Source organism: Variovorax sp. FW301-JW7 (assembly GCF_058788795.1).
On the sequence record NZ_JBYTBC010000001.1, the window covers coordinates 955580 to 981750 of the forward strand.

A 26171-nucleotide genomic window follows, 5' to 3' on the forward strand; every position below is an offset into this window, starting at 1 on the left:
ATATCGGTTTGACCAGGAGATATAGATTGAAGTTCGCTCTGAAGATCGCTACCGCCGCCGTGCTCGCGGCAACTGCCGCCGGTGCATTTGCCCAGAAGGGTGAGACCGTCAAGATCGCGTGGCTGGACCCGCTGTCGGGCCTGATGGCGGCCGTCGGTACCAACCAGCTCAAGACCTTCCAGTTCCTGGCCGAAGAATTCAACAAGAAGAACGTGGCCGGCGTGAAGTTCGAGGTCATCGGCATCGACAACAAGCTCAGCCCGCAGGAAACCACCGCCGCGCTGCGCTCGGCCATGGACCAGGGCGCGCGCTACGTGGTGCAGGGCAACGGCTCCGGCCCGGCGCTGGCCATCATGGACGCGCTCGAGAAGCACAACGCCCGCAACCCGGGCAAGGAAGTCGTGTACTTCAACTACGCGGCCGTCGATCCCGACCTGACCAACAGCAAGTGCAGCTACTGGCACTTCCGCCTCGATGCCGACACCTCCATGAAGATGGAAGCGCTGACCACCTTCATGAAGGACCAGCCCGACATCAAGAAGGTCTACCTGATCAACCAGAACTACTCGCACGGCCAGCAGGTCGCCAAGTACGCCAAGGACAACCTCAAGACCAAGCGTCCCGACGTGCAGATCGTCGGCGACGACCTGCACCCGCTGGCCCAGGTGCGCGACTTCGCGCCCTACATCGCCAAGATCAAGGCGTCGGGCGCCGACACCGTCATCACCGGCAACTGGGGTTCCGACCTGGCGTTGCTCATCAAGTCGGCCAACGACGCAGGCCTGAACGTCAAGTTCTACACCTACTACGCGGTGACCAACGGCACGCCGACCGCCATGGGCGCGGCCTCGGACGGCAAGGTCTACATGGTGGGCTACAGCCACTACAACGCGCCGGGCCCGATCGCGCCGATGATGAACGAGTTCAAGAAGCGCTTCAACGAAGACCTGTACACGACGTCGCCCTACACCGTGTACGCGATGCTCGCCGAAGCCTTCGTGCGCACCAAGTCGACCGACCCCGTCAAGGTGGCGGCCGCCATGGAAGGCATGAAGTTCAAGAGCTTCAACGGCGACGTCGAGATGCGCAAGTCCGACCACCAGCTGCAGCAGGGCCTGTGGATCACGCGCTGGCAGAAGGCCGACGCGAAGAGTCCGTACAGCCCGGAAAACACCGGCTACACGCTGGCACCGGTCAAGTACTACGAGCCCTACGTTTCGAGCACGCCCACCTCGTGCCAGATGAAGCGACCCGGCGGCGCCTCCTGATCGCCTGCTGATCACTCACTGACCGGTCGAGGCCCGACTTCAACACTCGGGCCTCTTTCTTTTTCAACCGACACGGAAGACCGATGAACGTCGAATTCTTCGTCATCTCACTGCTCAACGGCGTCAGCTACGGCCTGCTGTTGTTCATGCTGAGCTCTGGCCTTACGCTGATCTTCAGCATGATGGGTGTGCTCAACTTCGCACACGCCAGCTTCTACATGCTGGGCGCCTATTTCGCCTACACCCTGTCGGGCCTCGTCGGCTTCTGGCCGGCCCTCATCCTGTCGCCGCTGCTGGTGGGCGCACTGGGCGCGGCCTTCGAACGCTACAGCCTGCGCCGGGTCCACAAGTTCGGCCACGTGCCCGAGCTGCTGGTGACCTTCGGCCTCTCGTACCTCATCCTCGAGCTGGTCCAGCTGGTCTGGGGCCGTTCCACGGTGCCCTACGGCCTGCCCGAGGCACTGCAGGGCCCGCTCTTCACGCTCTACGGCACGCAGTTCCCCAAGTCGCGCTCCTTCATCATGCTGGTGGCGCTGCTGATGCTGGTGTCCGTGTGGCTGCTGCTCACGCGCACCCGCATCGGCCTGGTGATCCAGGCGGCGCTCAAGCACCCCGACATGGTCGAGGCGCTGGGCCACAACGTGCCGCGCGTGTTCATGCTGGTGTTCGGCGGCGGCGCCGCGCTCGCAGGCCTGGCGGGCGTGATCGGCGGCAATACCTATGTCACGGAGCCGGCCATGGCCGGTTCGGTCGGCACCATCATCTTCGTGGTGGTGGTGGTCGGTGGCATGGGCTCGCTGGCGGGCGCCTTCCTGGCGTCGCTGCTGATCGGCATCATCCAGACCTTCGCGGTCGCGCTGGACCAGTCGCTGGCCACCGCGCTGCAGGCCCTGGGCGTGGCCGTGACCGACCAGACCTTCGGCTACGAGCTGCTCAAGCTCACGATCTCGCAGGTCGCGCCGATCCTGCCGTACCTGTTCCTCGTGCTGATCCTCATCTTCCGCCCGAAGGGTCTTCTGGGCACCCGGGAGGACTGACACCATGACCACCGCAACCACCACTTCCCCGACGACCCCGACGCGGTACTACCGCTTCAAGCCCTGGAACATCGGGCGCTACCTGATCTGGGCGCTGTTCGCGCTGGTGCTGATCATCTCGCCGCTGCTGTTCAAGAGCAGCCTGGCGCTGACGATGCTCTCGCAGATGGGCTACCTGATCATCATCTGCCTGAGCTACAACATCCTGCTGGGGCAGGGCGGCATGCTGAGCTTCGGCCATGCCGTCTACACCGGCCTGGGCTCGTTCATCGCCATCCATGCGATGAACCTGGCGACCAAGGGCGGCCCGACGATTCCGCTGGTGCTCATTCCGCTCGTCGGCGGTCTGGCGGGGATGTTCTTCGCCATCCTGCTGGGCTTCGTGACCACCAAGAAATCGGGCACCACCTTTGCCATGATCACCATGGGCATCGGCGAGCTCGTGGCTTCGATGGCGCTGATGTTCCCGAGCTTCTTCGGCGGCGAGGGCGGCATCACCACCGACCGCGTGTACGGCCCGACCTTCTTCGGCTTCAACTTCGGCTCGCAGATCCAGGTGTACTACCTGATCGCCGCGTACTGCTTCGTGTGCACAGCCCTGATGTATGCCTTCACGGGCACGCCGCTGGGCCGCATGCTGAACGCGGTGCGCGACAACCCGGAGCGCGTGGAGTTCATCGGCTACAACACGCAGCGCGTGCGCTACTTCGCGTTCATCATCGCGGGCTTCTTCGCCGGCATCGGCGGCGGCCTGGCCTCGATCAACTTCGAGATCGTGAACGCGGCCGACAGCCTGAACGCCATCCGCTCGGGCGGCTATCTGCTGTTCACCTTCCTGGGCGGCGCGGTGTTCTTCTTCGGCCCGATCATCGGCGCGGTGCTGCTGGTGTTCGCCTCGATCCTGCTGTCCGAACTGTCGAAGGCCTGGCAGCTGTACTTCGGCCTGGTGTTCGTGTTCATGGTGATGTTCGCCCCCGGCGGCATCGCCAGCCTGATCATGATGAACCTGCGCGTGGCCAAGTTCGGCAAGTTCAACCGCTTCTGGGGCCTGTACGCCGCGCTCGCCGTGGCGCTGGTGCCGGTCGTCATCGGTGCGGCTGCATTGATCGAGATGATCTATCACATCCAGCTCAACGCCGCGATGGGCCCGGACCTGAAGTTCTTCGGCACCACGCTGAACACGGCGGGCATGAGCAGCTGGCTCGGCGCCATCGCGATCCTGGCCATCGGCCTGGGTGTGCTCGAGGTGGCCCGGCGCCGCTTCGTGCGGGTCTGGGGCCAGGCGCAGGAAGAGATCGAAGCAGAAATCAAACGTCGGGAGGCGGCGTAAATGAGCGCGCAATACGCATTGGAACTGAAGGCGCTGCGCAAGAATTTCGGCAAGACCGAAATCATCCGCGGCGTGGACCTGGCGGTGAAGGCCGGCGAACGCATCGCCGTGATCGGGCCGAACGGCGCGGGCAAGTCGACGCTGTTCAACCTGATCAGCGGGCGGCTCACGCCCACCAGCGGCGAGGTGCTGCTCAACGGCCAGCGCATCGACGGCAAGAAGCCCTTTGAAATCAACCGCCTGGGGCTGTCGCGCAGCTTCCAGATCACCAACATCTTCCCGAAGCTCAGCGTCTTCGAGAACCTGCGCTGCGGCGTGCTGTGGAGCCTGGGCTACAAGTACACCTTCCTGCGCTTTCTCTCGAACCTGGACGACGCCAACGCGCGCACCGAAGAGCTCATCAAGCAGATCGGCCTGGAGCGCAAGCGCGACGTGCATGCGGTGAACCTCACCTATGCCGAACAGCGCGCGCTCGAGATCGGCGTGACGATTGCCGGCGGCGCTGGCGTGATCCTGCTGGACGAGCCCACGGCCGGCATGAGCAAGACCGAGACCTCGCACTTCATCTCGCTCATCAAGCACGTCACCGTCGGCAAGACGCTGTTGACGGTGGAGCACGACATGGGCGTGGTCTTCGGGCTGGCCGACAAGATCGCGGTGGTGGTCTACGGCGAAGTCATCGCCTTCGACACGCCGGCTGCCGTGCGCGCCAATGCGCGTGTGCAGGAGGCTTACCTCGGCTCCTCGGTCGCCGATGCACAGGGGGCGGGACACTGACATGCTGAAGCTTCACGACATCCACGCCTACTACGGCAAGAGCCATGTGCTGCATGGCGTTTCCTTCGACGTCCGCCCGGGCGAAATCGTGGCCCTGCTGGGGCGCAACGGCTCGGGCCGTTCGACCACCGCCAAGGCCATCATGGGCCTGGTGCATGCCGAGGGCACGCTGCAGTGGAAGGGCAGCGACATCCTGCGTCGCAAGGCCTACGAGATCGCGCACATGGGCATCGGCTACGTGCCCGAGAACCGCGACATCTTCCCCAAGCTCACGGTGCACCAGAACCTGCTCTTGGGGCAGAAGGGCTCGGGCAAGGGCAGCCGCTGGTCGTTCGACGACATGTACGGCATGTTCCCGCGGCTGAAGGAGCGCCAGCACACCGAGGCCGGCGTGCTCTCGGGTGGCGAGCAGCAGATGCTCACGCTGTGCCGCACGCTCATGGGCGACCCCGACCTGATCATCATCGACGAGCCCACCGAGGGCCTCGCGCCCAAGATCGTCGAGCTGGTGGGGCAGTACCTGCGCACGCTGAAGGACAAGGGCATCTCGGTGCTTCTCATCGAGCAGAAGCTCACCATCGCGATGCAGATTTCGGACCGCGCGCTCGTCATGGGCCACGGCAGCATCGTGTTCGACGGGACGCCCGACAGCCTGCGCGCAGACGGCACCACCCGCAGGGAGTGGCTGGAGGTTTAAGCAAACCCCCAGGCTTCGCGCACTTCGTGTCGCTACGCCAACCCCCTTGCAGGGGGCAACACCTGCGGCCCGGCAAAGCCGGTTCCGCGGTGTTCCTGGAAAGTCCGGCTCTCTCTTGAGGCCCTTGTCCCGACAGCGACTGCGTGCCATTGTTCGGCCACGCAAAACGCCTAGAATCTTCGAAAAAGAACACTCGTGCTTTTTCTTCTTTTTCTTCACACACCAAGGAACGCAGCATGACGGCTGAATACAAAGTGCTCGGCGATGTCGCCGTGATCACCCTGACCAACCCGCCGGTCAACGGTCTCGGCTTCTCGACACGCATCGGCATCACCGACGGCCTGTCCAAGGCCAACGCCGACAGCGCCGTCAAGGCCATCGTCATCACCGGCGCCGGCAAGGCGTTCTCGGGCGGTGCGGACATCAAGGAATTCGGCACGCCCAAGGCACTGCAGGAGCCCAACCTGCTGAGCGTGATCCTCTCGCTCGAAGCCTCTCCCAAGCCCGTCGTCGCAGCCATCCACTCCGTGTGCATGGGCGGCGGCCTGGAACTTGCGCTCGGCTGCCACTACCGCGTGGCCGCACCGGGCACGAGCGTGGCACTGCCTGAAGTCAAGCTCGGCCTGCTGCCGGGCGCCGGTGGCACGCAGCGCCTGCCGCGCGTGATCGGCGTGGAAACCGCCCTGAACATGATCGTCAGCGGCGAGCCGGTGAAGAGCGAACTGCTCGCCAGCCTGCCGGGCCAGAAGCTGTTCGACAAGCTGGCCGCCTCGGCCGAATCGGTGTTCGACGAAGCCGTCGAGTTCGCCAAGTCGGTCGCTGCCAAGGGCGGCGAGCTGCCGCTGGTGCGCAACCTGCCGTGCAAGCACCCGCAAGGCGATGCCTACTTCCAGTTCGCCAAGAACATGGTCGGCGGCATGTCGAAGAATTACCCCGCGCCGCTGAAGTGCGTCGACGCCGTGCAGGCCGCGACCAAGATGAAGTTCGACGACGGCATGGCCGAAGAGCGGCGTCTCTTCACCGCGCTGATGTTCACGCCCGAATCGCTGGCCCTGCGCCACCTGTTCATGGCCGAGCGCGCCGCGAGCAAGATTCCCGACGTGCCCGAAGACACGCCCAAGCGCGACATCAAGGCCGTGGGCGTGATCGGCGCCGGCACCATGGGCGGCGGCATCTCGATGAACTTCCTGAACGCGGGCATCCCCGTCAAGATCCTCGAGATGAAGCAAGAGGCGCTCGACCGCGGCATTGCCACCATCAAGAAGAACTACGAAGCCCAGGTCAAGAAGGGCAAGCTCAAGCAGGACAAGTACGAGCAGCGCATGGCGCTTCTGAGCACCACGCTGAGCTACGACGACCTGAAGGACGCCGACCTCATCATCGAAGCCGTGTTCGAAGAAATCGGCGTCAAGGAAAAGGTCTTCAAGGAACTCGACCGCGTCGCCAAGAAGGGCGCGATCCTGGCCTCGAACACCTCGACGCTCGACGTCGACAAGATCGCCTCGTTCACCGACCGTCCGCAGGACGTGGTCGGCATGCACTTCTTCAGCCCGGCCAACGTGATGAAGCTGCTCGAAGTGGTGCGCGGCAAGGCCACCTCCAAGGACGTGCTGGCCACCGTGATGGCCATCGGCAAGAAGATCAAGAAGACCTCGGTCGTGTCGGGCGTGTGCGACGGCTTCATCGGCAACCGCATGATCGAGCAGTACAGCCGCCAGGCCGGCTTCCTGCTGGACGAAGGCGCCACGCCGCAGCAGGTCGACAAGGCCATCGAGAAGTTCGGCTTCGCCATGGGCCCGTTCCGCATGGGTGACCTGGCCGGTAATGACATCGGCTGGGCGATCCGCAAGCGCCGCGCCGTCGAGCGCGCCGACATGAAGTACAGCCGCACGGCCGACAAGCTGTGCGAACTGGGCCGCTTCGGCCAGAAGACCGGGGCAGGGTGGTACGACTACCAGGCCGGCAAGCGCGACGCCATTCCGTCGGAACTCGTCAACAAGATGATCGAGGACCACCGCAAGGAACTGGGCATCACGCCGCGCAAGATCTCCGACACGGAAATCGTGCAGCGCCTGGTGTTCGCCCTCGTCAACGAAGGCGCACACATCCTGGAAGACGGCATTGCCTCCAAGTCCGGCGACATCGACATGGTGTACCTGACCGGCTACGGCTTCCCGATCTACCGCGGTGGCCCGATGCACTACGCCTCGCAGGTCGGCCTGTACAACGTGGCCGAGACGATGAAGCGCTTTGCGCAGAACCCGCGCGACGACGCCGAGTTCTGGCAGCCCGCACCGCTGATCCAGAAACTGGTGGCCGAAGGCAAGTCCTTCAGCTGAGACGACTGACCCAGGATCAAGACCGCCCATGTTGAAACGCATCTTCCTCGGGCTGCTGCTGGTGCTCCTGGCACTGGTGGCGGCCGTGGCGGTCAAGACCTGGACCACGCCATCGCAGCAACTCGCGGTGGCGCCCGCACCCAAGCTGGACATCGACCTGCAGGCAGCCGCCAAGCGGCTGTCCACGGCGATCACGTTCCGCACGGTGTCGAGCATGGACGACTCGGCGGCCAACGCGGCCGAGTTCGACAAGCTCCACGCTTACCTCGAACAGCAGTACCCCAAGGTCCACGCCACCCTGAAGAAGGAAGTCGTGGGCAACAAGGCGCTGCTCTACACATGGGCCGGCACCGACCCGTCCGCCAAACCCATCGCGCTGATGGCGCACCAGGACATGGTGCCCATCGCCCCCGGCACTGAAAAAGCCTGGACGGTCGACCCCTTCGCCGGCGAGATCAAGGACGGTTTCGTCTGGGGCCGCGGCACGCTCGACAACAAGAGCAATCTTTTCGCGCAGATGGAAGCCATCGAGCTGCTCATCGGCGCCGGCTTCAAGCCGAAGCAGACCGTCTACCTGGTGATGGGCGACGACGAAGAAGTGAGCGGCCTGCGCGGCGCGCTGCCCATCGCCGAACTGCTCAAGTCGCGCAACGTGCGCCTCGATTGGGTGCTCGACGAAGGCCTGCTGGTGCTCGACGGCGTGCTGCCCGGCCTGAGCAAGCCCGCAGCGCTCATCGGCCTGGCCGAGAAGGGCTACGGCACCTTCTTCCTGTCGCTCGACACCGCCCCTGGCCATTCGTCGATGCCGCCGCAACACAGCGCCATCGGCAGCATGAGCGCGGCGCTCGCGCGGCTCGAAGCCAACCCGATGCCCGGCGGCATCCAGGGCGTGGCCGGCCAGATGTTCGGCGCGCTCGCGCCTGAAATGAGCGGCGTCAACCGCGTGATGCTGTCCAACCTGTGGCTCACCGAGTCGCTGGTGCGCGGCCAGCTCGAGAAGAGCCCGAGCAGCAACGCCATGCTGCGCACGACCACGGCGCTGACCATCGTGCGCGCCGGCAACAAGGACAACGTGCTGCCCGGCCGCGCCGAGGCGGCCGTCAACTTCCGCATCCTGCCGGGCGACAGCATCGCGAGCGTCGAGGCGCACCTGCGCAAGACGCTGGCCAACGACGACATCAAGATCAAGCAGTACCCCGGCAACTCGGAGCCGTCGCCCGTGTCGCCCACCGACAGCACCGGCTACCGCGCGATCCAGCAGGCGGTGCGCCAGAGCTTCCCCGATGCCGTGGTGGCACCCGGCCTCATGACCGCCGCCACCGATTCGCGCCACTTCAGCCTCGTGAGCGACGCTGTCTTCCGCTTCTCACCGTTCCGAGTGAAGAGCGAGGACCTGGCGCGCTTCCATGGCAACAACGAACGCCTGGCCATCTCGAACTACGGCGAGATGATCGGCTTCTATCACCAGCTCCTGAGCAACACGAACGCTGCTCCGGCGCAATGACGACCCCGTCTTCTCCCTCTTTTCCCTTCCATCCTCAAAGGACCTCACCATGACCAGCGCCGTCATCGTTTCCACCGCCCGCACGCCGCTCGCGAAGAGCTGGAAGGGTGCCTTCAACATGACCCACGGCGCCACGCTGGGCGGCCATGCCGTGCAGCACGCGGTGCAGCGCGCCGGCATCGACCCGGCCTCGGTCGACGACGTCATCATGGGTTGCGCCACGCCTGAAGGCGCCACCGGCTCCAACATCGCGCGCCAGATCGCCCTGCGCGCCGGCCTGCCGGTCACCACCTCGGGCATGACCATCAACCGCTTCTGCTCGTCGGGCCTGCAGACCATCGCCACCGCCGCCCAGCGCATCATCGCGGGCGAGGGCGACGTGTACGTGGCCGGCGGCGTCGAGAGCATCTCGTGCGTGCAGAACGAAGCCAACACGCACATGCTGGCCGACCCGTGGCTCGTGAAGCACAAGCCCGAGATCTACTGGAACATGCTGCAGACCGCCGAGCAGGTCGCCAAGCGCTACAACATCGGCCGCGATGCCATGGACGAGTACGGCGCACAGAGCCAGCAGCGCGCCACCGCCGCGCTCGAGGCCGGCCTCTTCAAGGCCGAGATCGCCCCCATCACTGTGCTGGCCGGCGTGGCCGACCCCGTGATGGGCCTGCGCACCAAGGAAGTCACGATCGAGAACGACGAAGGCATCCGTCCCGGCACCACCAAGGAAGGCATCAGCGGCATCCGCTCGGCCATGCCCGGCGGCCTGATCTCGGCCGGCAACGCCAGCCAGTTCTCCGACGGCGGCGGCGCCTGCGTGGTGGTCGACGAGAAGTACGCACAACAGAAGGGCCTGAAGCCCCTGGGCCGCTTCCTCGGCTTCGCCGTGGCCGGCTGCGAGCCCGACGAAATGGGCATCGGCCCGGTCTTCGCCATCCCCAAGGTGCTCAAGCGCCTGGGCCTCACGGTCAACGACATCGACCTGTGGGAGCTGAACGAAGCCTTCGCCGTGCAGGTCATCTACTGCCGCGACAAGCTGGGCATTCCGGGCGACCGCCTGAACGTCAACGGCGGCGCCATCGCCGTGGGCCATCCCTACGGCGTGAGCGGCCAGCGCCTCACGGGCCACGCGCTCATCGAAGGCAAGCGCCGCGGCGCCAAGAAGGTCGTGGTCACGATGTGCATCGGCGGCGGCATGGGCGCTGCGGGCGTGTTCGAGGTCCTGTAACCATGTCCGGCTTGGGCATTGACCAGGAGGTCTCGCCCGAAGCCGTTCTGGCCTACGGGCGCAGCGTGCTGGCCGCGCAGCCCTTCAGCGTGCTGATCGGCGCCGAGCTGCACGCACTCGCGCCGGGCCATGCCGAGCTTCAGCTGCCGCTCACCGCGCAGCTGAAGCAGCAGCACGGTTTCGCCCATGGCGGCATCGTGAGCTACATGGCCGACAACGCGCTGACCTTCGCTGGCGGCAGCGCCTTGCGCGTGCCGGTCGTGACCTCCGAATTCAAGATCAACTACGTGCGGCCCGCCATCGGCCAGCGGCTGATTGCGCGTGCCCGGGCCGTGCATACCGGCAGCTCGCAGGCCGTGTGCACCTGCGAGGTGGTGGTGGTGGCCGACGACGGCACCGAGAAGCTCTGCGCACTGGCACAGGGCACCATCGCCACGCTGCCCGATTCCCCGAAGAAGAAGACTTCGTCACCCGCGAAGTCGTAGCCTGAAGAAGACATCACCATGAGCCTGCGTCCCACCCTCGACTTTCTGCTCTACGACTGGCTCGACGCCGAAAAGCTCAACCAGAGCGAGCGTTTTGCCGACCACTCGCGCGAAACCTTCGACGCCGTGCTCGACACCTGCGAGCGCATCGCGCGCGAAAAGTACGCGCCGTTCAACCGCACCGTCGACACGCAGGAACCGCATTTCGATGGCGAGAAGGTCATCCTGCCGCAGGCCACGCACGATGCGCACAAGGCCTTCGTCGAGTCCGGGATGATGAGCGCCGCGCAAGACTACGAGATCGGCGGCATGCAGCTGCCCTACACGGTGCAGGCCGCGGCCAACAGCTTCTTCGCGATGGCCTCGGTGAGCATCGGCTCGAACATGCTCACCAGCGGCAACGCCAACCTGCTCATGGTGCACGGCACCGAGATGCAGAAAGAGGTGTTTGCCAAGAACGAATTTTCGGGCCGCTGGGCGGGCACGATGTGCCTGTCGGAGCCCCAGGCGGGCTCTTCGCTGAGCGACGTGGCCACGCGCGCCGTGCCCGATGGCGCCGACTATCAAGACGACCCGCTGGGCCCGCGCTACCGGCTCACGGGCAACAAGATGTGGATCTCGGCCGGCGACCACGAGCTGACCGAGAACATCGTGCACATCGTGCTGGCCAAGATCCCCGACGAGAACGGCAAGCTGATTCCGGGCACGCGCGGCATTTCGCTGTTCATCGTGCCCAAGCGCATGGTGGACACGCAGGGCGAACTCACCGGCGAGCGCAACGACGTGGCGCTGGCGGGCCTGAACCACAAGCTCGGCTGGCGCGGCACCACCAACACGCTGCTGAACTTCGGAGAGGGTAAGTACCCGGTCGGCGGCAAGGCCGGCGCGGTGGGCTACCTGGTCGGCGCGCCCGGCAAGGGCTTGCACTGCATGTTCCACATGATGAACGAGGCCCGCATCGGCGTCGGCACCGCCGCCACCATGCTCGGCATGGCCGGTTACTACGCCTCGCTCGAGTACGCCAAGAGCCGCCCGCAGGGCCGGCTGGTGAAGAAACCCGAAGCCGCCGGCGCCGCCGTGGCCAAAGACTCGGCCGCGCCGCAGGTGCGCATCATCGAGCACGCCGACGTGCGCCGCATGCTGCTCGCCCAGAAGGCGTACTGCGAGGGCGCATTGGCGCTGGAGCTGTACTGCGCCCGCCTGGTCGACACGCAGAAGACCGGCGACGCCGCGCAGGCCGACGACGCCCGCCTGCTGCTGGAGGTGCTCACGCCCATCGCCAAGAGCTGGCCCAGCGAGTGGTGCCTGGAAGCCAATTCGCTGGCGATCCAGGTGCACGGCGGCTACGGCTATACGCGCGACTTTCCGGTGGAGCAGTACTGGCGCGACAACCGCCTGAACATGATCCACGAGGGCACGCACGGCATCCAGGCGGCCGACCTGCTGGGCCGCAAGGTGCTGATGGAAAAGGGCCGCGGCCTGCAGCTGCTGGCTGGGCGCATCACCGAGACCATCGGCCGCGCCGCCAAGGTGCCGGCACTGGCGCCGCATGCCAAGGCGCTGGGCGCCGCGCTGCAGCGCATCGGCAGCGCCACGGAGGCGGCCTGGTCCACCGGCGACCCGGCCGACGCGCTGGCCAACGCCGTGCCCTACATGCAGGCCTTCGGCCACACCGTGCTGGCCTGGCTCTGGCTCGACGTGGCGCTGCGGGCGCTGGAAATCGACGCGCAGAAGGAGAGGGCGGTAACAGCTGGCAAGATCGGCGCCACGGACTACTTCTTCCACTACGAGCTGCCGAAAATCGGTGCCTGGCTCAACGTGGTGGAGAGCCGTGACCCGACCTGTACCGCTTTGCCCGAGGACGCTTTCTGACAATGGCCAACGCCGCCCCGAACTCACCCCCGCCCGCCGCCCAACCGCCGAAATCACCCAAGCCGCATGCGCGGCTCGAGAAGTGGATCTGGATCCTGATCTACGGCGGCCTGTTCCTCGTGATCCTGGGCATCGCCACGGGCCGCACCGAGCCTGCGCTCGGCTGGTCGATGGCCGTGCCCGGCGCCGTGGTCGCCGCGGTGGGCGTCGTGCTCATCTACGTGCGTTCGCGGCTCAAGTAAGACACAAGGCAAGGACCCGACCATGCTCAAGCACATCGTGATGTGGAAGTTCAAGGAACACGCCGAGGGCGCCGACAAGGCGACCAACCTGCTCAAGGCCAAGGCGCTGCTCGATGCCTGCGCGACGCTCTCGCCCGGCACGCACCGTTTCGAGGTGGTCATCGCCCAGCCCGGGCTCGAGGCCACCTACGACCTGATCCTGAACTCGGAATTCACCGATGCCGCCGCGCTGGCGGCCTATGCGGACCATCCCCAGCACGTGGCCCTCAAGCCCTTCATCGGCGCAGTCCGAGAAGCCCGCCAGTGCATGGACTATGTGACATGACTCACCCCCAGGCTACGCGCACTTCGTGTCGCTTCGCCACCCCCCTTGCAGGGGGCAACGCCTGCGGCCCGGCAAAGCCGGTTCCGCGGCATTCCCTGACCTGAAAAACCAGCGCCCACAGGAGACCTCTCGCCATGACCGTCCGCACCACCCAACAACTCTTCGACCTCACGGGCCAGACCGCCCTCATCACCGGCGGCTCGCGCGGCCTGGGCCTGCAGATGGCCCATGCGCTGGGCGAAGCCGGCGCGAAGATCATGCTGAGCTCGCGCAAGGCCGACGACCTGGAACAGGCCGCCGCCGAGCTGCAGGCCGCCGGCATCGACGCGCGCTGGATCGCCGCTGACTGCTCCAAGGAAGAAGACACCCGCCGCCTGGCCGACGAAACGCTGCAGCGCATGGGCGGCATCGACATCCTCATCAACAACGCCGGCGCCAGCTGGGGTTCACCCGCCGAGAGCCACCCGGTCGAGGCCTGGGACAAGGTGATGAACCTCAACGTGCGCGGCTACTTCATCCTCGCGCAGCAGGTTGCCAACGGCTACATGATCCCGAAGAAGCGCGGTCGCATCATCAACATCGCCTCGATCGCCGGCCTGAACGGCAACCCGCCCGGCATGCAGACGCTGGCCTACAACACCTCGAAGACCGCAGTGATCGGCTTCACGAAGACGCTGGCCGCCGAATGGGGCAAGTACAACATCAACGTGAACGCGATCTGCCCGGGCTTCTTCATGACGAAGATGGCGGCCGGCCTGATCAAGACCCTAGGCGAAGAGCACATGGCCGCCTCGGCACCGCTGGGCCGCCTGGGCGACGACGAAGACCTGAAGGGCCTGACGCTGCTGTACGCGAGCGATGCCGGCAAGCACATCACCGGCCAGTGGGTGGCGGTCGATGGCGGCGTGAGCGTGGTGCTGGGTGCGGCCTGACATGTCCGATTCGCCTGAAAAATCCAGCGACATCAACATCCGCTCGTACACGAGCCAGATTCCGTTCGCGCGCCACCTCGGCTTCGAGCTCACGAAGTTCGAGGACGGCCAGTCCGAGATCATCTACACCGCCAAGCCCGAGCACCTGAACACCTTCGACGTGACGCACGGCGGCGCCTGCATGACGCTGCTCGACATCGCCATGGCGGCCGCTGCGCGCAGCGTGGCGCCCGAGACCGGCGTGGTCACCATCGAGATGAAGACCAGCTTCATGCAGCCGTCGGTCGGCCCGCTGCACGCGCGCGGCACGCTGCTGCACCGCACCGCGACGCTGGCTTTCACCGAAGCCAAGATCTACGACGAGCAGGAGCGCGTGTGCGCCCATGCCACCGGCACCTTCAAGTACGTGAAGCGCCGGCTGCCGACCGGCCCCGCGAGCGCGAACGCCATGCGTCCGCCATCGACCGACTGACACCCCATTCCCCCGGAGACTTCCATGCCCACGAACAAGCAGATCCACCTCGACAACCGCCCCGAGGGCGAAGCCACGGCCAGCAACTTCAAGCTGGTGACTGTCGAGACGCCCGCACTCGCCGACAACCAGGTGCTGGTGCGCCACCACTACATGAGCCTCGACCCGTACATGCGCGGGCGCATGAACGACTCGAAGAGCTACGCGCAGCCGCAACCCGTGGGCCAGGTGTTCCAGGGCGGCACGGTCGGCGAAGTGGTCGAGAGCAAGCACCCCAAGTACGCCGTGGGCGACAAGGTCGTCGGCTTCGGCGGCTGGCAGGAATACAGCGTGGTCGATGCCTCGCAGCCCGGCGCGCTCAAGAAGGTCGACACCACGCACGTGCCGCTGTCGCACTACCTCGGCGCCGTGGGCATGCCCGGCGTGACGGCCTGGTACGGCCTCGTGAAGATCATCGCGCCCAAGGCCGGTGAAACCGTGGTCATCACGGCCGCCAGCGGCGCCGTGGGCAGTGCCTTCGGCGCGCTGGCCAAGGCGCGCGGCTGCCGCGTGGTCGGCATCGCGGGCGGCCCCGACAAGTGCAAGTACGTGACCGACGAACTCGGCTTCGACGCCTGCATCGACTACCGCCAGCACCCCGACGTGAAGACCATGAGCGCCGCGCTCAAGGAAGCCTGCCCGAACGGCATCGACGGCTACTTCGAGAACGTCGGCGGCTACATCTTCGACGCCGTGCTGCTGCGCACCAACGCGTTCGCGCGCGTGGCGCTGTGCGGAATGATCGCGGGCTACGACGGCCAGCCGCTGCCGCTGGCGAACCCGGCGCTGATCCTCATCAACCGCCTGAAGATCGAGGGCTTCATCGTCAGCGAGCACATGGAAGTGTGGCCCGAGGCGCTGACCGAACTCGGCACGCTGGTGGGCACGGGCAAGCTCAAGCCGCGCGAGTCGATTGCGCAGGGCATCGAATCCGCCCCTGAAGCCTTCCTGGGTTTGCTCAAGGGCAAGAATTTCGGCAAGCAATTGGTCAAGCTCATCTGATGGCTTGAAACGCACGGCAAGGAGGCCGGACATGGACACGACGCACGAGGTCTTCAACCAGCCCACGCCGCTGGTCGACTACAACCTCTTCGACACCCACCGCCCCCTGCGCGATGCGCTGAAGTTCAACGCGCCCAAGCTGCAGACCACGCAGCTGCACGAGCTGGGCGCCACCCTCGGCTCGGCCGCCATGCAGACGCATGCGCGGCTGGCCAACATCCACACGCCCGAACTCCACACGCACGACCGCTTCGGCCGTCGCATCGACGAGGTGGAGTTCCATCCGAGCTACCACGCGCTGATGACTGCCGCCGTGGGCGTGGGCCTGCACGGCACGCCGTGGACCGGCACGTCCGCCTCGCCGCACGTGCTGCGCGCGGCGGGCTTCATGCTCTTCACCGAGCTGGAGCCGTCCATCCTGTGCCCGATCTCGATGACCTACGCCGTCACGCCCGCCTTGCGCGGCAACGCAGGCGTGCATGCCGAGTGGGGCCCGAAGCTCGCCAGCCTCTGGTACGACCCCGCGCTCAAGCCGTTGAACGACAAGCCCGGCGTGACCATGGGCATGGGCATGACCGAGAAGCAGGGCGGCTCCGACGTGCGGGCCAACACCACGCAGGCCGTGCGCGACGGCAGCGACGCCTGGGGCGAGCGCTACGCGATCACCGGCCACAAGTGGTTTTTCTCAGCGCCGATGTGCGACGCCTTCCTCATCCTCGCGCAGGCGCCGGCCGGGCTGTCGTGCTTCTTCCTGCCGCGCGTGCTGCCCGATGGCACGCGCAACGCCATCCACATCCAGCGCCTGAAGGACAAGCTCGGCAACAAGGCCAACGCCAGCTCCGAGGTCGAGTTCCACGGCGCCAGCGCCTGGCTCGTGGGCGAGGAGGGCCGCGGCATTCCGCAGATCCTCGAGATGGGCACGATGACGCGGCTCGACTGCTCGCTCGGCACCAGCGGCCTCATGCGCCAGGCACTGGGCATCGCGCTGAACCACACGGCGCAACGCCAGGCCTTCGGCAAGCCGCTGGTCGAACAGCCGCTCATGAAGAACGTGCTGGCCGACCTCGCGCTCGAAAGCGAGGCCGCCACTGCCCTGGCCATCCGCCTCGCGCGGGCCTTCGACCGCCAGGCCGACGCGCACGAGAACCTGATGGCGCGCCTGCTCACGCCGGTCGCCAAGTTCTGGATCTGCAAGCGCGGCAGCCACTTCGCGCAGGAGGCCATGGAATGCCTGGGCGGCAACGGCTACGTGGAAGAGGGCGGCGAGGGCATCCTCGCGCGCATCTACCGCGAGATGCCGCTCAACTCCATCTGGGAGGGCGCCGGCAACATCATGGCGCTCGACCTGCTGCGCGGCCTGCGCAAGGGCGACGCCGTGGCGGCGCTGGCGCACGAGCTGGCCCCCGCGCGCGGCCAGCAGGCCGCCCTCGACCGCCTGGCCGACGCCTTGCCCGCACGCATCGAGGCCATGGCCTCCGAGACCGAGGCACGCCGCCTCGCCCAAGACGTGGCGCTGGCCGTGCAGGCCGCCTTGCTGGTGCAGACCGCGCCCGCCGCCGTGGCCGATGCCTTCTGCGTCTCGCGCCTGGGCGGCGACTGGGGCCAGGCCTTCGGCACGCTGGGCGCGGGCACCGATTTCGATTCGATCATCCAGCGCGCGCAGCCGCGCTGACCACCCACAAGAACACCTCCACGAAAGACGCCATGGCCGACCTCATCCTCCACCACTACACCACCTCGCCGTTCTCGGAAAAGGTGCGCACGATCCTCGGCGCGAAGAAGCTGCCGTGGAAGTCGGTCTTCATTCCGCCGATCATGCCCAAGCCCGATGTGGAAGTGCTCACCGGCGGCTACCGCAAGACGCCGTTCCTGCAGATCGGCGCCGACATGTACTGCGACAGCGCGCTCATCGCCGACGTGCTGGAGCACCTGCAGCCCGAGCCCACGCTCTACCCCGAGCCCGAGAAGGGCATGTCGCGCATCCTCGCGCAGTGGGCCGACACCTCGTTGTTCTGGGCCGCGATGGCCTGGAGCCTGCAGCCCAAGGGCGCCGCCGAGGTGTTCGCCAAGGCGCCGCCCGAAGCCATCAAGGCCTTCGGCGAAGACCGCGGCAAGATGAGCGCCGGCAACATGACGCGCCTGCGCCCGGCCGACGCCACCGGCGCCTACAAGTCGTACCTGCGCCGCCTGTCGGACATGCTCGACGACAAGCCCTTCCTGCTGGGTGAAGTGCCGTGCATCGCCGACTTCTCGGCCTACCACCCGCTGTGGTACACGCGCCGCATCGAGGCGGTGAAGGGCATCCTCGACCTGACCCCCGCGGTGCTCGACTGGATGGACCGCATGGCGGCCATCGGCCACGGCACCTCGTCGAAGTTCTCCAGCGACGAGGCCATTGCCGTCGCCAAGGCCGCCACGCCGCACACGCTGCTCACCGACAGTACCTTCCAGGACGACCACGGCATTGCGCTGGGCAGCGCCGTCACCATCCGCGCCGAGAGCTTCGGCCTCGAGGAGACGGCGGGCACGTTGGTCGCCGCCACGCGCACGCACTACACGCTGGAGCGCAGCAGCGAGCGCACGGGCACGGTGCATGTGCACTTTCCGCGCATCGGGTATGTGTTGAAGAAAGCAGAGGCCTGAAAACGCCCGACGCGGGCGTGGGTCGGGGCACCTTCGTGACTGCGCCGGCGCGCGTTCCGTATTTCAATAGGGGCTTCCGCTTCAACGTCAGAGACAAGGACACCGGCAAATGATCCAGGACTTCAAGGGCAAGACCGCCGTACTCACCGGCGCAGGCTCGGGCTTCGGCCTCGAATGCGCGCGCATCGGCGCCGCCCGCGGCATGAACCTCGTGCTCGTCGACGTGCAGCAGGACGCACTCGACAAGGCCAAGGCCGAGATGGAGGCCCTGGGCGTCCAGGTGCTGGCGCGCAAGGTCGACGTGTCCGACGCGGCCCAGATGGAAGCGCTGGCCGCCGCCGTCAAGGAACGCTTCGGCGCGCCGCACTTCGTGTTCAACAACGCCGGTGTGGGCGCCGGCGGCCTGGTGTGGGAAAACACCGTGGCCGACTGGGAATGGGTGCTGGGCGTCGACCTGTGGGGCGTGATCCACGGCGTGCGCCTGTTCACGCCCATGATGCTCGAGGCTGCCGCCAAGGATCCGAGCTACCGCGGCCACATCACCAACACCGCCAGCATGGCCGGCCTGCTCACGCCGCCCAACATGGGCATCTACAACGCGGCCAAGGCCGCCGTCGTGAGCCTGACCGAAACCATGTACCAGGACCTGAACCTGGTCACCGACCAGATCGGCGCCAGCCTGCTGTGCCCGTACTTCGTGCCCACCGGCATCACCAGCAGTGAGCGCAACCGCCCGAACGCACCGAAGGACACCGAGCTCACCAAGAGCCAGCTCATAGGCCAGGCCATGAGCAACAAGGCGGTGAGCAGCGGCAAGATCACGGCCGCCGAGGTGGCGCACAAGGTGTTCGAGGCCATCAGCGACAACCAGTTCTACGTGTTCAGCCACCCCAAGGCGCTGGGCAACGTGAAGAGCCGCATGGAGAACATCGTGTCGATCACCAACCCGGCCGACCCGTTCCTGGAGCGCCCCGAGATCGGGCAGAAGCTGCGCGAACAACTGCGTTCCGCCTGATCAAGGCAATCCGCAGGTCCGTCAGGCGGCCTGCAGCTGACCCACCAGCGCGTCGACGCGCGCGAGTGCGGCGGCAATCGATTGGTCGAGCAGGTCGCCATGGTCTTCCGCATGCTCGACCGCCACGCTGTGGATCTCGTTCAACCCGAGCAGCGCGAACGGGTTGGCGATGCCGGGCGTCAGCAGGTCCAGGTGCGCCTGGACGCCGCCCGGCCCGTAGCCGCTGCTGCCGCACGACGTGAGCAGTACGGTGCGGCGGTTGCGCTCCGCCAGCAGCGGCACATACGGGTTCTCGCGGCTGCGGTCGTAGTCGAAGGTCGCGCCGATGCGCACGACGTTGTCGATCCACGACTTCAGCGGCGCGGGCATGCTGAAGTTGTACATCGGCACGCCGATCACCAGCACGTCGGCCTGGCGGATCTCGGCGATCAGCGTATCGCTTTCCGCGAGCACCTCGTGCATCCACGGCGCGCGCAGGTCCGGCGGCGTGTAGCCCGCCTCGATCCATTCGCCCGTGACCACACTCGGTGACGCGGCACCGATGTCGCGATAGATCACCTCGTCCTGCGGGCGGGTGGCTTTCCAGGCCGAAACGAAATGGTGGCTCAGGCGGCGCGAGTGCGAGCCGTGCACGGTGGTGCCCGAACGGCCGGGGCGGGCGCTGCTGTCGAGATGGAGCAAGGTGGTCATGGCGTGGTCCTCGGTGGGTGGAGTGAGTGAATGAAACTCAGCTGTCTGCTTGACTTGGGTTTGAATTTATCCAAGCATCAGCAGAGCGACAAACGACCATTTCTTTGCCTTACTGAAAATTCTATTCATCCATGTCCGCCCTGCATTCACTGCCTCCGCTGGCCTCGCTGCGCGCTTTCGAGGCCGCGGCGCGCCATTGCAGCGCCAAGCTCGCGGCGAACGAGCTGTCAGTTACGCCCACGGCCATCAGCCACCAGGTGCGGCAACTCGAAGACGCGTTGGGCGTGGCACTTTTCATCCGGCAGCCGCGGCAACTGGTGCTGACGCCGCAAGGACGCGAGCTGCAGGCGGTGCTGAGCGATTCGTTCGGCGCCATGGCGAACGCGGTCGCACGGTTGCGCGCACCGCCGGCGCGACAGGCCATCACGCTGTCGGTCACGCCGGCCGTCGCGGCGCGCTGGCTGCTGCCGCGCGTGAGCACGCTGCGTGCACTGCACCCCAAGCTCGACCTGCGCATCCATGCGTCGCACGACGCGGTGGCGCTCGACGGCGTCACGGCCGACATCGCCATCCGCTACGGCCGTGGCCAGTGGCCCGGCATGGTGGCCGAGAAGCTGTTCGACAACGTCTTTGCGCCGGCTTGCAGCCCCGCACTCAAGCTGCGCCGCCGTGCCGACCTGACGCGACACACGCTGCTGCATTTCGCGGCGCCCAGCAGCAAGAGCCCGCCGGGCACCTGGCTCGAATGGCAACAGCAGGCGCAGGTGCCGGGCCTCGACGTGTCGGCCGGCCCGGTGTTCTCGGACGAGACGCACACCGTGTCCGCCGCGCTGCAGGGGCAGGGCGTGGCGTTGATGAGCCTGGCGCTGATCGCAGACGAGCTGCGCGCGGGCAACCTCGTGCAGCCCTTCGGGCCCGAGTTGCCTGGGCTGCCGTTCTATCTGGTGTGCCAGGAAGGGCGGCGCTCGGAGCCGGCGGTGGCGGCGGTGTTCGAGTGGGTGAAGGGGTTGCAGCCTCTGGACGCAGCCGCCGCCGGGCGCTGACCCGGCCTACTGCATCCCCGGCGCCGCCGGCGTCTCGAACCCGCGCTGCAGCAGCAGCGCCGACAACCGCGCACAGGTCTGGCGATCCGGCGCACCGAGCACGACCGACACCAGCCGGCGCTGGTCGCGCTGCGCGGTGGCGATCAGGTGTGAGCCCAGGCCCGGCAGCGAACCGGTCTTCAGGCCGTCCACGCCGGGCACGCGGCCCAGCAGCAGGTTGGTGCTCGGGGCTTCGGCGGACACGCCGTCGAGTCGGTCCTTGCCGGCCATCTCGAGCACCGATGGAAAGTCGCGCAGCACGTGGCGCGCCATCGTGAGCATGTCGACCGCGGTGGTGCGCGCCGTGCCCACCAGGCCGGCGGGGCAGGCGAAGTGCGTGTCGTGCATGCCCCAGGCCTGCGCCTGGCGGTTCATCGCCGCGACGAAGCTGTCGAAGTCGCCGCTGTGCCATGACGCCAGCGTGAGCGCCGCCTTGTTGGACGACACGACCAGCGCCGCTTCGAGCAGGCGATGCACGGGCAGCGGCGGCGCACCGGCCGCATACAGCGCGGCCGACGGATCGTCGCGCGCGGGCACGGGGTCGACGGGTACCTGCACGGCTTCGGCATGGCGGTCGAGCCGGTCGTCGCGCAGCTTCTGTTCGACCAGCGCGGCGGTGACCAGCTTCGACAGCGAGGCGGGCACAAAGCTGTGTTCTGAAGGCTGATGGGTCAGCAGCCGGTCGTGCGTGAAGTCGTACAGCACCCAGCTCGGCGTGGGCTGCGCGCTCTCCGTCGGCGAACCGGCGCGCCGGATCACGACGGCGGGCGGCTGGGGCATGGGGGGAAGCACGGGCGGTTTCGGCATTGCCGCGGCAGCAGCCGCTGCTGCCGCGCGTTCGCGCGCGAGGCGTGCCTGTTGTTGCTGCTCTTTTTCCTTTTCTTCTTCCTGCAGCTCGGTCATGTTGCGAACGATCTGCCACAGGCCCGTGCCGTTGGAGCTCTTGAAGAGCACGGTGTCGTCGGTGGCGACCTGTTCGAGCAGTGCGCGCTCCAGCGCCTCCAGCGTGTCGAAGGCCTGCACGGTGGCGCCCTGCGGCAAGGCGGCGGCGAGGCGCTCGCGCAGCCGCGTCATGCACTCACCCAGCAGGAACACGCGCGCCGGATGGCACTGGACGATGGGCGCGACGAGCGCATCGTGGTGGCGCTGCGTGTCGTCGCCCAGCTCCTTCATGTCGCCGAGCACGAGCAGCTTGCGGCCCTGTTCGTCGGGCTGGTCGGCCAGCGAGGCCAGCGCGGCCGTCATCGACAGCGGGTTCGCGTTGTACGACTCGTCGATGACGCGAAAGCGTCTGTGGTCGAGCGTGAACGACAGCTCCTGGCCGCGCCCCTTCACGGCGGCGAACGAGGCCAGCTGCTCGGGCACGCGCCCGCTGTCGAGCGACAGCGCATGCGCCACGGCGAAGCACACGAGGCTGTTGACGGCCATGTGGCGGCCCTTGGCGCCGAGCGTGTATTCGAAGCGCTGGCCGTCGCTGTGGGGGCGGCTGGCGCGGACGTGGCCGGTGGGCGGGTCGTGGGCGTCGAGCCGGAAGTCGGCCGATGCGGCGCTGCCGTAGGTCAGCACACGCAGCTCGCGCGCCCGCGCACGCTCCACGAGGTAGTCGAAGTGGTCGGTGTCGGTGCAGATCACGGCCCAGGCGCCGGGCTGCATTCCCTCGAAGATGTTGGCCTTGCGCCGCGCGACGTCCATCACGGTCTCGCCTTCGCCCAGGTGCGAGGCCGTGATGTTCGTGAGCACGGCCAGGTCGGGCCGCACGCGCTTGATGTTCTGGTAGTCGACCGCGTTGATCGCGCTGACGGCCACCTCCAGGATCACCAGGTCGGTCTGCGCGGGCGTGTTGGCCAGCATCGACAGCATGCCCACGCGCGAGTTGTAGTTGTCGATGGTCGCGAAGCGGGTGTGCGTGGGCGCAAAGGCGTGGTCGAGCATGTGGCACACCGAGGTCTTGCCTGCACTGCCCGTGATGCCGATGACCTTGCCCTTCAGCCGTTCGCGTGCGGCGATGCCCAGCTCGACCAATGCCTGGATCGGGTCGTCGACCAGCAGCACCGGGAAGTCGGGCGCCAGGCCCGGCAAGGGTTTGCGCAGCACCGCGCCGGCCAGCGTGGGCTGCATGCGCGCGACCGACTCCGACCAGTCCCAGTTGCGCTCGCTCTCGTTGTCGCCGAAGCGTTCGTGGGTCGCCAGGGTCCAGTAGTCGGAGGCGACAAACATCGTGGGTGACGGCACCAGCGGCGTGTGGCCTTCGCCGCGCGTGAGCGAGCGAATGAACCAGCCCGGCGGCGGGGCCACGTGCCATGTGCCGCCCGTCACGGCTTCGATCTGCGCGGCGTTCCAGGTCTGCCGCGGCTCGCCCGGCTGGTCGGGCGGCAGCGACGCGGGCGCGGCGACGCGGTAGCGCGGCACCGGCGGATAGCGCCACATCGGCGCGGGCGATGCCTTGCCCTCCTGCACGACGAAGTCGAAGAAGCGCGGCATGCGCAGGCGCTCGATGCGCTGGCCGGGGCCGATCAGGCCGGCTTCCATCTGCATGTCGACGTCGTACAGCCGCGTGGCCAGCGGCGGGCGCAGCACGTGGACATCGCGGTAGACCTTGCCCGGCGTCCACCGGCTGACGGGGTGGCGGCCCTGACAGGGCGCGTGGCCGCTCGACAGGCCCCAGGCCGGCGCGGTGACGCAGGTGGCGGGGCGCGTGCCGATGTCCAGGCGCCAGTCGGTGTCGACGGGCGCGTCGGCCTGCCACCAGGTCTCGACGGTGAGCGGGCCGGGGCCGGTCATCTCACGCGGGCGCACGCGCGCGCCGAGCAGGCGCAGCGGGCCGAGCGTGAGCGGGTGGGTGAAGCGGACGTCGCGCGGCACGGCATCGAGCACCGCGTCGGCCAGCGGCTGCCGCGCGGCGGCGCGCACAGCCTCGGCCAGCGCCGCGTCGTGCAAGGGCGCGCCGGCCGTCGACTGCAACAGCTTCAGGCAGGCGACGGCATCGGCGAGCGCCTGCGCGGTGTCGCCGAAGAAGCTGCCCTCGACGGCCGCCGGCTGCGCGAAGAACATCGCACGCTCGGGCCCGGTATGGCTGTCCGCGAGGCGCTGCATGCTGTGCAGTAGCGCGCGGTGCAGCGCGGCGCGATCGAGCCCGTCGAGCAGCGGCTGCTGGGCGGGGTTGGCGTCGAGCCGCGCGACCAGTTCGGCGCCGGCCGCGAGCTGGGCCGGCAGGGCCGCCACGGCGGTGGTCTGCATGAGCGCGAAGTCGAGCGAGGCGTGGAGGTTCTGCAGGCCGAACTGGAAGTGGCGCGGCTCGGGCCGGTAGCGCACGAACGCGCTGGCGGCGCGGCACAGCGCGTGGTCTTGCGCGTTGGCGTAGCTGGCGGCGACGAAGTGCTCGAAGGCTTTTTCGACGGCGCCGAACCAGCGGCGGTTGCCCGTGAGGCCGTACAGACGCAGCAGCGCCACGACGGCCTGGTCGTCCTCGCGCGCATCGCCGGGCGCTTCGGGCTTCTCGGCCATCGACGGGTGGTGCAGCGTGTGGGCGAAGCGCCCGGACACCGGGTCCTGCATGTGCAGCACGGCGCGCGCGAGCTGGTCGAGCAGGGGCAGGTAGCGCCGGTCGCGGCTGAGCTCGGTGTAGCGCACCAGCGCGCCGATGCAGGCGGCGTTGGCGCCCAGCGAGGTGTCGCTGCTGCCGGGCTCCACGAGGCAGGCAACGTGCGTGCCGTTGGGCAGCGCGGCCGGCCGGATCAGCGTGCGCGTCAGCCGCGCGAGCGCGCGGTGGATCGCGGCCTGCCGGGTCTCGGCCTGCGCCGGGTCCCAGGCCTCCAGCAGCGCGTGCACGACGTGGGCGTGGTCGGCGGCGCGGGGGGCGTCGGCATCGGGCGTGCTTGGTGCGAGCGTGCCGTCTGCTTGCACGCGGGCGGCGAGATGGTCGGCGCCGGCGGAGATCAGGCGGCGCAGCAAGGGCGCGTCGATGGGCTGCAGTTCGCGATGGCCATCGGCGGCGAGGACGTGCACGCCGCTGGCGTCCACGTGCACCGCGCGGGTCTGGAAGGCCCAGACGGTCGTGTCGTCGTCGGTGGGGGCGTCCAGAAGGCGCAGGCGCTGGTTCTCGATCTGCGGAGCGAGCAGGGCGGCGTCGCATCGCGCGTCGAAGGCCAGGCCTTCAGCGGCGGGGACGCCCAGGCCGTCCTTGAACGCGGCCCAGCGCAGCGGACGCAGGCGGCGAACCCAGTCGACGCGCAGGTCGCGTAGCACGCCCGTGGCCTGCGCCTCGAGCGCCCGCGTGCCCTGTGCCCAGGCGGCTTCGAGGTCCTTGCCGCGTCCGGACAGCACCCGTGCCTGCGTCGTGCCATCGCTCCAGGCGAAGAAGACGAGGCAGTCCTCGAGGCCTTCGGCGGCGTGCGTTTCGTCGGGGTTCGATGCGGAGTGCAGGCCCTGCCAGGCGCTGCCCAGAAGATCGGAGAGACTCACGGCGTTGTGTCCTGTCCTGCCCGGCTCGCGGCGGGTGCGGTTACAAATGGCGTTCAGTCTAGCGTTACAGATACAAATTCCGCATGAGGCTTTCCATAGCTCCCTCTCTCCTCGAGATCCAGAACCTGCGCTTCGCGTACCCCGACCAGCCGGCGCTGGCCGACCGCTGGTCCGCCGCCATCGGCGAGGGCGTCACGCTGATGTACGGCGACACCGGCAGCGGCAAGTCGACCTTGCTGCGCGTGCTGGCGGGGCAGCAGCCCGCATCGGCCGGGCAACTGCGCGCGGCCGGCGTGACGCTCGACGCCCAGCCCGAGGCCTACCGGCGCCAGGTCTTCTTCTGCGAGCCGGCGTCGGAAGCCTTCGACGCGCTCAGCGTGCAGGCCTGCACGGCCTTGCTGGGCGAGGGCGACGCGGGGTTCGACAAGGCCGAGTGGCAGCGCCTGGTCGAGGCCTTCTCGCTCACGCCGCACCTCGAAAAGCAGATGTTCATGCTGTCGACCGGTTCGCGCCGCAAGGTCGGGCTGGCCGCCGCGCTCGCGTCGGGGCGGCCCGTGGTGCTACTGGACGACCCGGTCGGCGCGCTCGATGCGCGTTCGATCCACGGCCTGTGGCAGGCGATCGAACGGCGCATTGCGCAGCCGGGGCGGGCCGTGGTCGTGGCGAGCAGCGAGCGCGTCACGGAAGTGCCACTGGCCGCCTGCATCGAGTTGCCGCTGGGCTGATCAGCTGCG

22 protein-coding genes are annotated in these 26171 nt (G+C 67.6%); 20 read left to right on the forward strand and 2 right to left on the reverse strand.

The genetic code is table 11. The annotated features are described in order from the left end of the window. Positions 1–26: 26 nt before the first annotated feature. The 18 genes from AC3WQM_RS04300 (at position 27) to AC3WQM_RS04385 (ending at position 19204) form a co-directional block, all read left to right on the forward strand. On the forward strand, positions 27–1268 hold the full coding sequence (locus AC3WQM_RS04300) for a branched-chain amino acid ABC transporter substrate-binding protein (RefSeq protein ID WP_492677067.1): 1242 nt from the start codon (positions 27–29) through the stop codon (positions 1266–1268). 83 nt (positions 1269–1351) lie between these two features. Further along, entirely contained in the window at positions 1352–2305 is a 954-nt protein-coding gene (locus tag AC3WQM_RS04305; protein WP_489056758.1) for a branched-chain amino acid ABC transporter permease, read from the forward strand. Positions 2306–2309: 4 nt separating this feature from the next. After that, positions 2310–3635 carry a branched-chain amino acid ABC transporter permease gene (locus tag AC3WQM_RS04310; RefSeq protein ID WP_489056759.1) on the forward strand — a complete coding sequence of 442 codons (1326 nt, stop codon included), beginning with the start codon at positions 2310–2312 and terminating at the stop codon, positions 3633–3635. Next, on the forward strand, positions 3636–4412 hold the full coding sequence (locus tag AC3WQM_RS04315) for an ABC transporter ATP-binding protein (protein WP_070060676.1): 777 nt from the start codon (positions 3636–3638) through the stop codon (positions 4410–4412). A gap of 1 nt (position 4413) precedes the next feature. Further along, on the forward strand, positions 4414–5109 hold the full coding sequence (locus tag AC3WQM_RS04320; protein ID WP_492677068.1) for an ABC transporter ATP-binding protein: 696 nt from the start codon (positions 4414–4416) through the stop codon (positions 5107–5109). 236 nt (positions 5110–5345) lie between these two features. Further along, positions 5346–7448: a 3-hydroxyacyl-CoA dehydrogenase NAD-binding domain-containing protein gene (locus tag AC3WQM_RS04325; protein ID WP_492677069.1), complete on the forward strand. Its 2103-nt coding sequence runs from the start codon at positions 5346–5348 to the stop codon at positions 7446–7448. Between the two features lie 28 nt (positions 7449–7476). Further along, positions 7477–8952, forward strand: coding sequence for a M20 family peptidase (locus AC3WQM_RS04330; protein WP_492677070.1), 1476 nt, complete (start codon positions 7477–7479; stop codon positions 8950–8952). 49 nt (positions 8953–9001) lie between these two features. After that, the gene (locus AC3WQM_RS04335) at positions 9002–10177 is read left to right on the forward strand and encodes an acetyl-CoA C-acyltransferase (RefSeq protein ID WP_070060672.1); all 1176 of its coding nucleotides are present in this window, start codon (positions 9002–9004) and stop codon (positions 10175–10177) included. A gap of 2 nt (positions 10178–10179) precedes the next feature. Next, entirely contained in the window at positions 10180–10662 is a 483-nt protein-coding gene (locus AC3WQM_RS04340) for a PaaI family thioesterase (protein ID WP_492677071.1), read from the forward strand. A gap of 18 nt (positions 10663–10680) precedes the next feature. Further along, a complete protein-coding gene (locus AC3WQM_RS04345; protein WP_492677072.1) occupies positions 10681–12534 on the forward strand; it encodes an acyl-CoA dehydrogenase in 1854 nt (617 codons plus the stop codon). A gap of 2 nt (positions 12535–12536) precedes the next feature. After that, the gene (locus AC3WQM_RS04350; RefSeq protein ID WP_492677073.1) at positions 12537–12776 is read left to right on the forward strand and encodes a hypothetical protein; all 240 of its coding nucleotides are present in this window, start codon (positions 12537–12539) and stop codon (positions 12774–12776) included. Between the two features lie 22 nt (positions 12777–12798). After that, on the forward strand, positions 12799–13101 hold the full coding sequence (locus AC3WQM_RS04355) for a Dabb family protein (RefSeq protein ID WP_492677074.1): 303 nt from the start codon (positions 12799–12801) through the stop codon (positions 13099–13101). Positions 13102–13235: 134 nt separating this feature from the next. Next, on the forward strand, positions 13236–14033 hold the full coding sequence (locus AC3WQM_RS04360; protein ID WP_489056767.1) for an SDR family oxidoreductase: 798 nt from the start codon (positions 13236–13238) through the stop codon (positions 14031–14033). A 1-nt stretch (position 14034) separates the two neighbouring features. Beyond that, positions 14035–14505 (forward strand): PaaI family thioesterase, encoded by a 471-nt coding sequence (locus AC3WQM_RS04365; RefSeq protein WP_082817985.1) that lies wholly within the window; start codon positions 14035–14037, stop codon positions 14503–14505. 24 nt (positions 14506–14529) lie between these two features. Next, on the forward strand, positions 14530–15546 hold the full coding sequence (locus AC3WQM_RS04370) for an NADP-dependent oxidoreductase (protein ID WP_492677075.1): 1017 nt from the start codon (positions 14530–14532) through the stop codon (positions 15544–15546). A gap of 31 nt (positions 15547–15577) precedes the next feature. Next, positions 15578–17218 carry an isovaleryl-CoA dehydrogenase gene (locus AC3WQM_RS04375; protein WP_492677076.1) on the forward strand — a complete coding sequence of 547 codons (1641 nt, stop codon included), beginning with the start codon at positions 15578–15580 and terminating at the stop codon, positions 17216–17218. Positions 17219–17250: 32 nt separating this feature from the next. Further along, positions 17251–18189, forward strand: a complete 939-nt coding sequence (locus tag AC3WQM_RS04380) for a glutathione S-transferase family protein (protein WP_492677077.1) — start codon at positions 17251–17253, stop codon at positions 18187–18189. 109 nt (positions 18190–18298) lie between these two features. Beyond that, positions 18299–19204 (forward strand): SDR family oxidoreductase, encoded by a 906-nt coding sequence (locus AC3WQM_RS04385; protein WP_062471360.1) that lies wholly within the window; start codon positions 18299–18301, stop codon positions 19202–19204. 21 nt (positions 19205–19225) lie between these two features. Here AC3WQM_RS04385 and AC3WQM_RS04390 read toward each other — a convergent pair whose 3' ends face one another. Beyond that, positions 19226–19894: an FMN-dependent NADH-azoreductase gene (locus AC3WQM_RS04390; protein ID WP_492677078.1), complete on the reverse strand. Its 669-nt coding sequence runs from the start codon at positions 19892–19894 to the stop codon at positions 19226–19228. Positions 19895–20025: 131 nt separating this feature from the next. Between AC3WQM_RS04390 and AC3WQM_RS04395 the strand changes: the two genes are divergently transcribed. Continuing rightward, entirely contained in the window at positions 20026–20937 is a 912-nt protein-coding gene (locus AC3WQM_RS04395) for a LysR substrate-binding domain-containing protein (protein WP_492677079.1), read from the forward strand. A gap of 6 nt (positions 20938–20943) precedes the next feature. Here AC3WQM_RS04395 and AC3WQM_RS04400 read toward each other — a convergent pair whose 3' ends face one another. Beyond that, entirely contained in the window at positions 20944–25437 is a 4494-nt protein-coding gene (locus tag AC3WQM_RS04400) for a Mur ligase family protein (RefSeq protein ID WP_492677080.1), read from the reverse strand. An 83-nt stretch (positions 25438–25520) separates the two neighbouring features. On the opposite strand from AC3WQM_RS04400, the gene AC3WQM_RS04405 reads away from it, so the two are divergent. Beyond that, a complete protein-coding gene (locus AC3WQM_RS04405) occupies positions 25521–26162 on the forward strand; it encodes an ABC transporter ATP-binding protein (RefSeq protein WP_492677081.1) in 642 nt (213 codons plus the stop codon). The last annotated feature ends 9 nt before the right edge of the window (positions 26163–26171 follow it).